Raw genomic sequence first — 11854 nt, forward strand, 5'->3', positions numbered from 1 at the left:
CGACTCGTCAAGCATCGACCGTCTCCCGGCGCAGCGGCGCGCCGACGCCGCCCGGTGCGTATTTCCAGCACGCCGCGCTCGTGGCGCCGGCCGGCATGAGCTCCGGCCGGTCGCGGCCGCAGCGCTCGCCGGCCTCGGGGCAGCGCGGGTTGAAGGCGCAACCGCGCGGGATCTCGGTCAGCCGCGGCATGGCGCCGTCGATCTGGGTCAGCTTGCCGCCGCGCTGGCCGATCGCCGGGATCGAGCCCATCAGGCCGCGCGTGTAGGGATGCGCCGCCTTCTTCACGACGTCGCGCACCGGGCCGATCTCGGCGAGCCGGCCGGCGTACATCACGGCCACCCGGTCGGCGGTCTCGGCGATCACGCCCATGTCGTGGGTCACCAGCATGACGGCGGTGCCGTGCTCGCGGCACAGGCCCTTGAGCAGGGCGATGATCTGGGCCTGGATCGAGACGTCGAGGGCTGTGGTCGGCTCGTCGGCGACGATCAGCTCCGGCTTGGCGCACAGCGCCAGCGCGATGACGACGCGCTGCCGCATGCCGCCGGAGAACTGGTGCGGATAGTGGTCGACGCGCGTCTCGGCGCCGGGGATGCCGACCTCCTTGAGCAGCTCGACCGCGCGCGCCCGCGCCTCGGCGGCCGACAGCGGCAGATGCGTCTGGATGGTCTCCACCAGCTGGCGGCCGACCGAGTAGAGCGGGTTGAGGCTGGTCAGCGGGTCCTGGAAGATGGCGCCGATGCGGGCGCCGCGGATGCGGCGCATGCGCTCGTAGGGCAGGTCGTCGATCCGCTCGCCGCGCAGCAGGATCTCGCCGCCGGCGATGCGGCCCGGCGGCTCGAGCAGGCCGATGATGGCGGCGCCGGTCAGCGACTTGCCGGCGCCGGACTCGCCCACGACCCCCAGCACCTCGCCCGGCGCGATCGAGAACGAGACGTCGTCGACGGCCACCAGCGTGCCGCGGCGGGTCGGGAACTCGACCCGCAGGTTGCGCACCTCCAGCAGCGGCGCGTTCGATCCGGATGTCATGTCCCGCTCACCGCAGCTTCGGGTTCAGCGCGTCGCGCAGCCAATCGCCCAGCAGGTTCACCGCCAGCACCAACGCCGCCAGCATCACGCCGGGGAAGATCGTGATCCACCACTCGCCGGACTGCAGCACCTCGTTGCCGAGGCGGATCAGCGTGCCCAGCGACGGCTGGGTCGGCGGCAGGCCGACGCCGAGGAACGACAGCGTCGCCTCGGTGATGATCGCCAGGCCGAGGTTGATGGTGGCGATCACCATCACCGGCCCCATGACGTTGGGCAGCACGTGGCGCGCCAGGATCGTCACCGACGACAGCCCGATGACGCGGGCGGCCTGGACGTACTCCTTGTTCTTCTCGACCAGCACCGAGCCGCGCACGGTGCGCGCGTACTGCACCCAGAAGCTGAGACCGGTGGCGCCGACGATCACCAGCAGCGCGATCTCGTCGTGCCGCTCCCCCGAGATCAGGCCGCGCACCACGCCGTCGATCAGCAGCGCCACGAGCAGCGCCGGGAAGGTGAGCTGGATGTCGGCCAGCGCATGATGACGGAGTCGACGGCGCCGCCGTAGTAGCCGCTGGCCAGGCCCAGCACGATGCCCAGAACCATCGCCACCGCCACCGAGGCGAGGCCGACCACCAGCGACAGCCGCGTGCCGTACATGATCGACGACAGCACGTCCCTGCCCTGCTCGTCGGTGCCCAGCGGGAAGCTCCAGTCGCCGCCCTCGCCCCAGAAGGCCGGCGGTTTGAGTCCGTCGGACAGGCTCAGCGTCGCGGGGTCGAACGGCGTGTGCGGCGCCAGCACCGGCGCGAGGAAGGCGGCCAGCGCGATCAGCGCCGTCACCGCCGCCGCGCCCATGACCACCGGCGAGGATTTGAAGCTGAACCACACGTCGCTGTCGGCGGCCCGGCGCAGAAGGTCGGCGACGGCCATCTCAGTGTCCGCCTTTGGCGTTCGCCGCCGCGCCGCGCAGCCGCGGATCGACGGCGTAGTACAGGAGGTCGACCGCCAGGTTGATGACGACGAAGAAGAACGCCACCAGCAGCAGGTAGGCCGCCATCACCGGGATGTCGGCGGCGGCGACGGACTGGATGAAGAGCTGGCCCATGCCCGGCCAGCTGAACACCGTCTCGGTGATGATCGCGAAGGCGATCAAGGCGCCGAGCTGGAGGCCGGCGATCGTGATCACGGGCACCAGCGTGTTCTTCAGCGCGTGGCCGAAATTGATGGCGCGGTTCGACAGGCCGCGGGCGCGCGCGAACTTGATGTAGTCGGTGCGCATGACCTCCAGCATCTCCGAGCGCACGAGGCGCATCAGCAGCGTCAACTGGAACAGCCCCAGCGTGATGGCGGGGAGGATCAGGGCCCGCAGCCCGCTGGTGGTGAAGAAGCCCGACGTCCACCAGCCGAAGGTCACTGTCTCGCCCCGCCCGAAGGACGGCAGCCAGCCGAGCATCACCGCGAAGATGAGGATCAGCAGGATGCCGATCAGGAATGGCGGCAGCGACACCCCGATCAGAGAAACGGCCTGCAGCAGCTGGCTCGACCAGTGCTTGGGATACAGCCCGGTCCAGACGCCCATGGGCACGCCGACGAACAGCGAGAAGCAGGCGGCGCAGAACGCCAGCTCGAGCGTCGCCGGCAGCTTCTCGAGGATCAGCCGGCCGACCGGCTCCATGGTGCGGTAGCTGAGGCCGAACTTGCCCTGGGCCGCGTTGCCCATGAAGCGCGCGAACTGCAGCGGCACGGGGTCGTTGAGGCCGAGCTTGGCCCGCAGCTCCGCGCGCTCGGCCATGCTGGTGTCCTGGCCGACCATGGCGTTGATCGGATCGCCGACGTAGCTGAAGAGCGAGAACGACACGAGCCCGACCGCGAGCAGGACGGCGACCGACTGGGCCAGGCGACGGAGGATGAAGACGAGCATCTGTACCGGCGGAACGGGATCAACGACGCAGCGTAACACCGCTGGCGCCGAACGGAAACCGGCCCCGCCATGGCGGGGCCGGTCCTACTCGCGCCCCCTCGGCGGGGGCGGCAGGTCACTTCACCGTGACGAGGCGCAGCGGGAAGGTGTTGTCCGCAAGCTGAACGAGGCTGATGTTCTTGCGCGCGGCCCACACCACGGCCTGCTGGTGCAGCGGGATGTAGGCGTAGTCCTCGACGTAGGGCTTGGTCGCCTCCAGGATCATGGCGTCGCGCTTGGCCTTGTCGGTCTGCTGCTCCATGGCGTTGGCGAGCTCGTCGAGCCGCTTGTTGGAGTAGCCGCCGGCGTTGAAGGCGCCCTTCTTGGTCGCGGCGCTGGGCGTCTGGATCAGCGACTCGAAGACGTTGTGCACGTCGTAGGTCGCGGCCGGCGACCAGCCCAGCATGTAGAAGCTGGTGTCGCCCGGCTTGAGGTCGGGCTTGCGCAGGATCTTGGCGAAGTAGAGGTTCCGCGTCTGGGCCCGCAGGTTCACCTTGACGCCGATGCGCGCCAGCATCGCCACGACCGCCTGGCAGATCTTCTCGTCGTTGACGTAGCGGTCGTTGGGGCAGTCCATCCCGACTTCGAAGCCGTTGGGATAGCCGGCGGCGGCCAGCAGCTTCTTGGCGTCCTCCGGCTTCAGCAGCGCCGGCCGCTTGTCGACCTCCTTGACGTAGCCGTTGATGCCCGGCGCGACCATCAGGTTGGTCGGGTAGGACTGGCCGCGCATCACCGTGCGCTTCAGGCCCTCGACGTCGATCGAACGGTGGAAAGCCTCGCGGACGCGCTTGTCCTTGAACGGGTTCTTGCCCTTGACGCTCGACTCCAGCAGCTCGTCGCGCTCCTGGTCGAAGCCGAGGAACACGACGCGCGTCTCCGGCCCCTCGATCACCGCGACATTGGCGTCGCGCTTCAGCGAGTCGGTGTCGGCGGGCGGAACCTCGTACATCATGTCGATGTCGCCGGCCTTGAGCGCCGCGACGCGCGTCGCCGGGTTGGCGACCGGCGTGAACACCACTTCCGTCAGGTTGTGGACGGGCTTGTCCCACCAGCCGGCGAACGGCACGAGCACGGTGCGCTCGCCGGCGCGGCGCTCCTTGAGCATGAACGGACCCGTGCCCATGGCGTTGCGGGTCGCGAAATTCTCCTCGTTCTTGGTCATGTCGGCCGACGCCAGCGCGTTGTTCTTCTCGGCCCAGGCCTTCGACATGATCAGGATGGTGGCCCACTTGTCGGCCAGCAGCGGATCGGGGTACTTGGTCACGACCTCGACGCGGTGGTCGTTGATCTTCTTCACCTCCTTCACGGAGACGAAGTAGGACCGCATGTTCGAGCCGGGCCCGTCGGCGCGTCCCAGCGAGAACACGACGTCGTCGGCGGTGAACGGCGATCCGTCGTGGAACTTCACCCCCTTGCGCAGATCGAAGAACCACGTGGTGGCGTCGATCTGGCCCCATTTCTCGGCCAGCGCCGCCTCGAGCTTCAGCGCCTTGTCGCGGCGGACCAGCGGCTCGTAAACGTTGGCGACGAAGGTCAGCAGGAAGGTCTCGTTCCGCGCGTAGGGGTCCATCGAACTTACGTCGCCGGCGTTGGCCCAGCGGAACGTCTTCGCGTCCACCGCCGGCGCGCCGGCGGCGATCAGCGCGAACGCCGCGGCGCCGGCGAGCATCAGCTGCTTGATTTTTGCACTCATGGTCTAGAACTCCAATAAGGGGGCGCTGACGGGCCGGACCGGCAACGGCGAATTTGTCTGACAATACAAACATTTCGCGCATCCTGACGTCAATGTTCGCGAAGTCCTGTATGGGCGAATGGTCCACAATCATCCGCTCACTATTCACGACCCACGTCATCCAGCGCCGATGGCAGGCTTGGAACGCATCGGGAATCCACGTAGAAATTCACGATCAGGCGGCCAATGATAAGAATTTCACGATTGAAATACGGAGACATCTCCTCTAATCTTCATAGGTGAATTTTATATCTTATTGATATTGTTATATTTATTTATCGGGGTCAGATATGAGCATCCTGAAGCGCTTGCTTCAAGACACGTCTGGAACGACGCCTATCGAATACGGTTTGATCTGTTTCCTGATCGTGGTGCCCATCATCGTCTACACGCAGGACATCGGTCAGAAGGTCCTGGGGTTCTTCACGAGCGCCGCCGCCGCGTTCTGACCGTCGTTTCGACCGTTCGGTCCCATGGTCGCCCCACGAATCCCGGCGGCGCGTCCGCGCGCGTCCTAGACACGCCGAACGACGCGACGCTACGATCCCTGCCTCGCGCCGCCGGGCGATCCCGCCGGAAGGGCGCGCCGTCCGAGGAAGGGTCGTCCCGATGAACCAGATCACGCGCTCGCTGCGCGGCAACTCCAACGCCGCGCGCGACATCGCCTCGCATCTCCACCCCTACACGAACTTCAAGAAGCACGAGGCGGACGGTCCGTTCACGGTGGTGCGCGGCAAGGGCATCTACGTCACCGACGACGACGGCAAGGAGTACATCGAGGGTATGGCCGGCCTGTGGTCGGCGTCGCTCGGCTTCGACAACGCCCGCGTCGCCAAGGTGGCGCACGAGCAGATGCTGAAGTTGCCGTTCTACCACTCGTTCAACCACCGCAGCCACGAGCCGGCGATCGAGCTGGCCGAGAAGCTGCTGTCGATGGCGCCGGTGCCGATGTCGAAGGTGTTCTTCGCGAACTCCGGGTCGGAGGCCAACGACTCGGCCATCAAGATGATCTGGTACATGAACAACGCGCTGGACCGGCCGGCCAAGAAGAAGATCATCAGCCGCATCAAGGGCTACCACGGCGTCACCGTCGCGGCCGCCAGCCTGACCGGCCTGCCGAACAACCACCGCTCGTTCGACCTGCCGATCCAGAACATCCTGCACACGAGCTGCCCGCACTACTACCGCTTCGGCAAGGACGGCGAGAGCGAGGAGCAGTTCGCGACGCGCTGCGCCGAGGAGCTCGAGGCGCTGATCCTCAAGGAAGGCCCGGACACCGTCGCGGCGATGTTCTGCGAGCCGGTGATGGGCGCCGGCGGCGTGATCGTTCCGCCCAAGGGCTACTACGAGAAGATCCAGACCGTGCTGCGCAAATACGACGTGCTGCTGGTCGCCGACGAGGTGATCTGCGGCTTCGGCCGCACGGGCGAGGTGTGGGGCAGCCAGACGCTGGGCCTGAAGCCCGACATCCTGACCTGCGCCAAGGCGCTGTCGGCGTCGTTCCTGCCGATCTCGGCGGTGATGGTGAACGAGCGCGTGTACCAGGCGCTGATGACGGAAAGCGACAAGATCGGCGTGTGGGGCCACGGCTTCACCTACTCCGGCCACCCCGTCGCCGCCGCCGTCGCGATGGAGGTGCAGCGCATCTACGACGAGACCGACATGTTCGGCCACGCGCGGCGCATGTCGGTGCCGTTCCAGGCCCGCCTGCGGGCCTTCGCCGGCCATCCGCTGGTAGGCGAGACCATGGGTGTCGGCCTCGTCGGCGCCATCGAACTGGTGGCCGACCGCGCCACCAAGGCGCCGTTCGATCCGGCCGGCGCCGCCGGCTCGGTCGTCGCGAACCACGCGCAGGCCAACGGCCTGATCGTGCGCAACATGGGCGACCGCATCGCGGTTTGCCCGCCGCTGATCATCGACGAGAAGGAGATCGACGAGCTGTTCGACCGCCTCGCCAAGGCGCTCGACTCCGGCCTCGCCGATCTGCGCGCCAGCGGCAAGTTCAAGGGCTGACGCGCGGCGGCGGCGACGGACGCGGCATGGCGCGCGCGTCGAGCGCGGTCGGACCGGGCCGTCGCGTCCGCAACACCGCCGTATGGTCGCTGGCGCTGTTCATGGCGTCGGTGCCGGCGGCGATGTTCGGTTCGGCCATCGCCGGCGACTCGGCCGGCGTGGCGATCGTCGGCGGGCTGCTCGGCCTCGCCTTCTGGATCGTCGCGCTGGCGGTCGGATTGTGGGCCACCTTCCTGGCGTTCCGGCACTGGGACGCCCTGACGGTGGGCGTGCGCTGGCTCGCGCTGTCGCCGGTCGCCATCATCTCCGTCCTGCTGCTGCTCGCGGGCGTCGCGGCGACGTTCGCCTGATCGCCGCGCCATCCGCCGCCGGATCAGACGTCGAAGAACGCGGTCTCGAGCGGTCCCTGCATGTGGATGTCGAGCCGGTAGACCACGCCGCCGGCGGTCGCTTCGCGCTTCGCGACCAGCGTGCCGCGACGGTCGGCCGGCACCGTGCCCAGCACGGGATCGGCGGCGTTGGCGGCGGACTCGTCCTCGAAGTACAGCCGCGTGTAGAGGTGCGAGAGCTGGCCGCGCATGAAGACGATCAGGTTGACGTGCGGCGCCTGCCTGCCGTCGACCCGGCCGGGCTTCACGGTCGTGAACACGAACCGGTTCTCCGGATCGGTGCCGGTGCCGAACCTGCCGAAGCCGGTGAACGCGGCGTTGGACCCGCGCGGATCGGCGGGATGCGCGTAGCGTCCCTTCGAATCGGCCTGCCACAGCTCGATCATCGCGTCCGGGACGACCGCACCGGCGCCGTCGAAGACGCGCCCCTCGATCCGGATGCGCTCGCCCTCGACGCCGGGCGGCGCCATGCCGCCGTCGGCGATCTTGCCCAGCGGATAGCCGTACTGCTCCGGCGTCAGGCCGTAGGCGAAATATGGACCGACCGTCTGCGACGGCGTCTGCCTCAGCGCCATGTCTAGGCCTCCATCGGCGTGGCGCCGCGGCCGCGCAGCACGATGTCGAACACGTAGCCGAGCGCGTGGCCGGGCTGGGTCACGTCGAGCGAGAAGCCGGCCACCAGCAGCTCGCGCGCGCCCGCCGGCGCGGAATTGTAGATCGGGTCCAACGGCAGCAGCGGGTCGCCGGGGAAGTACATCTGGGTCACCAGCCGCGTCGCGAAGCCCGGTCCGAACAGCGAGTAGTGGATGTGGGCGGGCCGCCAGGCGTTGTGGTGGTTGGGCCACGGATAGGCGCCGGGCTTCACGGTCGTGAAGCGGTAGCGCCCCTCGGCGTCGCTGGCGCAGCGCCCGCCGCCGGAGAAGTTCGGATCGAGCGGCGCGTCGTGTTGGTCGGCCACGTGCAGATACCGGCCGGCGGCGTTGCACTGCCAGACCTCGACCAGCGCGTCGGGCACGGGGCGGCCGTCCTCGTCGAGCACGCGGCCGGTGACGATGATGCGCTCGCCCTGCGGCTCGCCACCGGCGGCGCGTCCGTTGCGCGTCAGGTCGGCGTCCAGCGGCCCGACGCTGGCCTGCCCGTACACCGGGCCGGTGACCTCGGAGATCGTCTGCCGCAACGGGATCAGCGGCTTCGTCGGCGCGCGCAGCGGCGTCGATTTGTAGTCCGGATACAGGTACGGCGGCTGGGTCGACCAGTCGCGCGGCTTGAAACTCGACACGCTCATCGCTTGTCCTCCGTCTCGGCGAGCACCGCCTTCACGACGCGGAAGGCGCTGTTGGCGGCCGGCACGCCGGCGTAGACCGCGACGTGCATCAGCGCCTCCTTGATGTCGTCGGGCGAGGCGCCGGTGTTGCGCGCGGCGCGGACGTGCAGCGCCAGCTCCTCGTGCTGGCCCAGCCCCGCCAGCAGCGCGATGGTCACGACGCTGCGCTCGCGCCGCGTGAAGTGCGGCCGCGTCCACACCGAGCCCCACGCCCCCTCCGTGATGAAGCGCTGGAAATCCTCGTCGAACGCCGTCTTGGCGCGCTCGGCGCGGTCGACATGCGCGTCGCCGAGCACGGCGCGCCGCACGGCCATTCCGGCCTCGAACCGTCCATCCGTCACGTTGCCCTCCCGCCCGCCGTCAGAACGGCAGTCCGACGTAGTTCTCGGCCAGCGACGTCATCGCCGCCAGCGACGAGAACAGGTAGTCGAGCTCGACCCCCTGCATGCGCGCCTCGAACGAGTCCGGCTCGTGGAACCGGTGCAGCATCGACGTCATCCACCACGAGAAACGCTCCGCCTTCCAGACGCGGCGCAGCGCGGTGGCGGAGTACGCCTCCAGCAGGTCGTCGCGGCCCGAACCATAGTGCGCCGCCAGCGCGCGCGCGAGGTAGTGGACGTCGGACGCCGCCAGGTTCAGCCCCTTGGCGCCGGTCGGCGGCACGATATGGGCGGCGTCGCCTGCGAGGAACAGCCGGCCGTGGCGCATCGGCTCCGCGACGAAGCTGCGCAGCGGCGCGACGCTCTTCTCGATCGACGGCCCCGTCGCCATGCCGGCGGCGATCCCCGGCCCGAAGCGCAGCTTGAGCTCGTCCCACACGCGGTCGTCGGGCCACTCGTCGAGGTCCTCGTCGATGCGCGACTGGATGTAATAACGGCTGCGCGTCCGCGACCGCATGCTGGCGAGCGCGAAGCCGCGCTCGTGGCGCGCGTAGATCAGCTCGTGCGAGGCCGGCGGCACGTCGGCGAGGATGCCCAGCCAGCCGAACGGATAGACGCGCTCGAAGGTCCGCAGCGTCGCCGCCGGGATGGTCTGGCGCGAGACGCCGTGGAACCCGTCGCAACCTGCGATGAAATCGCAGGATAGATCGCGCGCGACGCCGCCCTCGCGCCACGTCACCATCGGCCGCGCGCCGGTGACGTCGCGCAGCGCCACGTCCTCGGCCCCGTAGACCAGCGCGCCGCCGGCCGCTGTCCGCGCCTCGCCGAGATCCTTCGTCACTTCGGTCTGGCCGTAGACCACGACGGCCTTGCCGGTCAGGCCTCTGAAATCGATCCGCTCGCGCCGGCCGTCGAACACGATCTCCGTGCCGTCGTGGACCAGTCCCTCGCGGCGCGCGCGGTCGCCGACGCCGGCCTCGGCCAGCAGATCGACGGTGCCCTGCTCCAGCACCCCGGCACGGATACGCGCCTCGACATAGGCGCGGCTCTGGCGCTCGATCACGACGCTGGCGATCCCGTGGAGGTGCAGGAGCTGCGACAGCAGCAGCCCGGCCGGCCCGGCGCCGATGATCGCGACCTGCGTCCGTCCGCCGCGCGTCGGCAATGTCATGCGCGCTCCCCCGCCCGCGTTCGCGTCCATCCCCCGCGCCGGCGCCCGTGGCGCCCGACGTCTTTATCCCGACCGATACGCCGGCCGGCCGCCGGCCGGCAAGCGTCTTCGCGCCGCGGCCTGCCCCTACCCGTCGCGGAAGCGCGCCAACACCTCCTCGGGGATCGGCTGCGACTTCAGTCTACCGGGTTCGTCCGGGTGCGGGCCGACCCAGACGCGCGTCTCGAACGCCTCGACCGACAACGCGCCGTCGTTCTTGAGCTGGTGGCGCACGTCGAAGCTCGAGCGGCGGAACTCCAGCACCGAGCTCTCGATGACGACGATATCGCCGAACTTCGCGGGCTTCAGGAACTTCGCGCGCGACTCCACGATCGGGAAGCCGGTGAACGCGAAGCGCGCGATCATCTCGTGCTTGCGCAGCCCGACATGCGCGAACAGCCCGGCGGTGCAGGCGTCGAACCATTCGAAGAACCGCGGGTTGAAGACGATTCCGGCGGGGTCGCAATGGCCCCACTCGATCTCGATGCGCCGCGTCGCCACGATCATCCGACGTCCCCCATCTATCCGGCGCGCTCGCGCAGGGCCTGGTCGAAGATCGACAGACCGAGGTCGATCTCGTCGTCGCTGATGGTCAGCGGCGGGGCGATGCGGAACACGCCCAGGCCGCCGCGGACCGCGCTGGTCGCCATGCCCAGCTCCAGACAGCGCTCGAGCACCGCCGTGGTCAGCTCCGGCGCAGGCGTCTTGGTCCGGCGGTCCTTGACCAGCTCCATGCCGAGCAGCAGTCCGCGGCCGCGGATGTCGCCGACGCAGTCGTAGCGCTGCATCAGGGACTCCAGTCCGGCGCGGAGACGCGCGCCGGCGGTCCGCGCCCGCTCGGCCAGCCGGTCGCGCAGCACGATCTCCAGCACCTTCAACCCGACGGCCGCCGGCAGCGGATCGTTGGCGTGCGTGGTGTAGAACAGGAATCCGCGCTCGTGGCAGATCTCCTCGACCTCCGGCGTCGCCAGCACGGCGGCGAGCGGCAGGCCGGCGCCGAGCGTCTTGGACAGCGTCAGCAGATCGGGGGCGACACCGTCGCGCTCGCAGGCGAACAGCGTGCCGGTGCGCCCCAGGCCCGTCTGCGCCTCGTCGAAGATCAGCAGCATGCCGCGCTCCCGGCACTTCGCCTGCAGCGCCACGAAGTAACCCTCCGGCGGCTCGATCACGCCGCCCGAGCTCAGGATCGGCTCGGCGATGGCGGCCGCCAGCGCGCCGGAGGATTGCCGGTCGACCAGCTCGAAGGCGTAGTCCAGCTCGGCGCGCCAGTCGTAGCTGTCGGCGGAACCGAAGCGCGGCCGGTAGGGGTCGGGCGACGGGATCACGATCGACCCCGGCGCGACCGGTCCGTAGCCGCGGCGCGAGGCGTTGTAGGTCGCGGCCGAGGCGGCGCCGGTGACGCCGTGCCAGGAGCGGCTGAGGCCGACGATCTCGAAGCCGCCGGTCGCCAGCTTGGCCATGCGGATGGCGGCGTCGTTCGACTCGCCGCCGGTGCTGAGCAGCAGCACGCGGTCGAGCCTGCCCGGCGCGAGCTTCGCGAGCGTCTCCGCCAGATCGACCACGGGCCGCGACAGGATCGCGCTGTAGAGATGGTCGAGCTCGCCGATCCAGTGGCGGACCGTGTCGACGATCTCCGGATGGCTGTGGCCGAGCACGGCGCTCATCTGGCCGGACGCGAAATCGAGGATGCGCCGGCCCTTCGAATCGAACAGGAAACTGCCGGCGGCGCGCTCGACGACGTACGGATGGAAATCGGCGCCGAAGCGGATGAGGTGCCGCCGGGCGCGCGACCAGAATCCGGACTCCGTCTCCATCGCTT

Annotated in this window: 12 protein-coding genes and 1 pseudogene; 3 read left to right on the forward strand and 10 right to left on the reverse strand. The window is 69.3% G+C overall.

The window, feature by feature from the left end; all coding sequences use genetic code 11:
• Positions 1-7 precede the first annotated feature (7 nt).
• From IPK81_02265 to IPK81_02280, 4 genes and pseudogenes are all read right to left on the reverse strand, one after another.
• Entirely contained in the window at positions 8-1027 is a 1020-nt protein-coding gene (locus IPK81_02265) for an ABC transporter ATP-binding protein (protein ID QQS13112.1), read from the reverse strand.
• 7 nt (positions 1028-1034) lie between these two features.
• Positions 1035-1957 (reverse strand): annotated as a pseudogene (locus tag IPK81_02270) (ABC transporter permease).
• A 1-nt stretch (position 1958) separates the two neighbouring features.
• Positions 1959-2948: an ABC transporter permease gene (locus IPK81_02275; protein QQS13113.1), complete on the reverse strand. Its 990-nt coding sequence runs from the start codon at positions 2946-2948 to the stop codon at positions 1959-1961.
• 115 nt (positions 2949-3063) lie between these two features.
• Positions 3064-4680 carry an ABC transporter substrate-binding protein gene (locus IPK81_02280; protein ID QQS13114.1) on the reverse strand — a complete coding sequence of 539 codons (1617 nt, stop codon included), beginning with the start codon at positions 4678-4680 and terminating at the stop codon, positions 3064-3066.
• Between the two features lie 329 nt (positions 4681-5009).
• Between IPK81_02280 and IPK81_02285 the strand changes: the two genes are divergently transcribed.
• The 3 genes from IPK81_02285 to IPK81_02295 all read left to right on the forward strand — a co-directional run bounded on the left by IPK81_02285 (position 5010) and on the right by IPK81_02295 (position 7082).
• Positions 5010-5168 carry a Flp family type IVb pilin gene (locus tag IPK81_02285; protein ID QQS13115.1) on the forward strand — a complete coding sequence of 53 codons (159 nt, stop codon included), beginning with the start codon at positions 5010-5012 and terminating at the stop codon, positions 5166-5168.
• A 160-nt stretch (positions 5169-5328) separates the two neighbouring features.
• Entirely contained in the window at positions 5329-6732 is a 1404-nt protein-coding gene (locus IPK81_02290) for an aspartate aminotransferase family protein (protein QQS13116.1), read from the forward strand.
• Between the two features lie 26 nt (positions 6733-6758).
• Positions 6759-7082: a hypothetical protein gene (locus IPK81_02295; GenBank protein QQS13117.1), complete on the forward strand. Its 324-nt coding sequence runs from the start codon at positions 6759-6761 to the stop codon at positions 7080-7082.
• 23 nt (positions 7083-7105) lie between these two features.
• Here the strand turns inward: IPK81_02295 and pcaG are convergent, their stop codons facing one another.
• From pcaG to IPK81_02325, 6 genes are all read right to left on the reverse strand, one after another.
• Positions 7106-7696 carry a protocatechuate 3,4-dioxygenase subunit alpha gene (gene pcaG, locus IPK81_02300; GenBank protein QQS13118.1) on the reverse strand — a complete coding sequence of 197 codons (591 nt, stop codon included), beginning with the start codon at positions 7694-7696 and terminating at the stop codon, positions 7106-7108.
• Between the two features lie 2 nt (positions 7697-7698).
• Complete coding sequence (gene pcaH / locus IPK81_02305) at positions 7699-8406, reverse strand: protocatechuate 3,4-dioxygenase subunit beta (protein ID QQS13119.1); 708 nt, start codon at positions 8404-8406, stop codon at positions 7699-7701.
• Positions 8403-8786 (reverse strand): 4-carboxymuconolactone decarboxylase, encoded by a 384-nt coding sequence (pcaC, locus tag IPK81_02310; GenBank protein ID QQS13120.1) that lies wholly within the window; start codon positions 8784-8786, stop codon positions 8403-8405. The genes pcaH and pcaC overlap by 4 nt, the downstream gene beginning before the upstream one ends.
• 19 nt (positions 8787-8805) lie before the next feature.
• Positions 8806-9996, reverse strand: coding sequence for a 4-hydroxybenzoate 3-monooxygenase (pobA, locus tag IPK81_02315; protein QQS13121.1), 1191 nt, complete (start codon positions 9994-9996; stop codon positions 8806-8808).
• Between the two features lie 126 nt (positions 9997-10122).
• Positions 10123-10542, reverse strand: a complete 420-nt coding sequence (locus IPK81_02320) for an acyl-CoA thioesterase (protein ID QQS13122.1) — start codon at positions 10540-10542, stop codon at positions 10123-10125.
• A 14-nt stretch (positions 10543-10556) separates the two neighbouring features.
• Positions 10557-11849 carry an aspartate aminotransferase family protein gene (locus IPK81_02325; GenBank protein ID QQS14926.1) on the reverse strand — a complete coding sequence of 431 codons (1293 nt, stop codon included), beginning with the start codon at positions 11847-11849 and terminating at the stop codon, positions 10557-10559.
• Between the last annotated feature and the right edge of the window lie 5 nt (positions 11850-11854).

The sequence above is a fragment of the Rhodospirillales bacterium genome (genome assembly GCA_016699855.1).
In the GTDB taxonomy this organism is placed as follows: domain Bacteria; phylum Pseudomonadota; class Alphaproteobacteria; order Reyranellales; family Reyranellaceae.

What these genes read in the sequence shown, in the direction of transcription:
- IPK81_02280 (QQS13114.1), bottom strand. Translation starts at nt 4,680, where the DNA reads ATGAGTGCAAAAATCAAGCAGCTGATGCTCGCCGGCGCCGCGGCGTTC.
- IPK81_02285 (QQS13115.1), top strand. Translation starts at nt 5,010, where the DNA reads ATGAGCATCCTGAAGCGCTTGCTTCAAGACACGTCTGGAACGACGCCT.
- IPK81_02290 (QQS13116.1), top strand. Translation starts at nt 5,329, where the DNA reads ATGAACCAGATCACGCGCTCGCTGCGCGGCAACTCCAACGCCGCGCGC.
- pcaG (QQS13118.1), bottom strand. Translation starts at nt 7,696, where the DNA reads ATGGCGCTGAGGCAGACGCCGTCGCAGACGGTCGGTCCATATTTCGCC.
- pobA (QQS13121.1), bottom strand. Translation starts at nt 9,996, where the DNA reads ATGACATTGCCGACGCGCGGCGGACGGACGCAGGTCGCGATCATCGGC.
- IPK81_02295 (QQS13117.1), top strand. Translation starts at nt 6,759, where the DNA reads ATGGCGCGCGCGTCGAGCGCGGTCGGACCGGGCCGTCGCGTCCGCAAC.
- IPK81_02265 (QQS13112.1), bottom strand. Translation starts at nt 1,027, where the DNA reads ATGACATCCGGATCGAACGCGCCGCTGCTGGAGGTGCGCAACCTGCGG.
- IPK81_02325 (QQS14926.1), bottom strand. Translation starts at nt 11,849, where the DNA reads ATGGAGACGGAGTCCGGATTCTGGTCGCGCGCCCGGCGGCACCTCATC.
- pcaH (QQS13119.1), bottom strand. Translation starts at nt 8,406, where the DNA reads ATGAGCGTGTCGAGTTTCAAGCCGCGCGACTGGTCGACCCAGCCGCCG.
- IPK81_02275 (QQS13113.1), bottom strand. Translation starts at nt 2,948, where the DNA reads ATGCTCGTCTTCATCCTCCGTCGCCTGGCCCAGTCGGTCGCCGTCCTG.
- IPK81_02320 (QQS13122.1), bottom strand. Translation starts at nt 10,542, where the DNA reads ATGATCGTGGCGACGCGGCGCATCGAGATCGAGTGGGGCCATTGCGAC.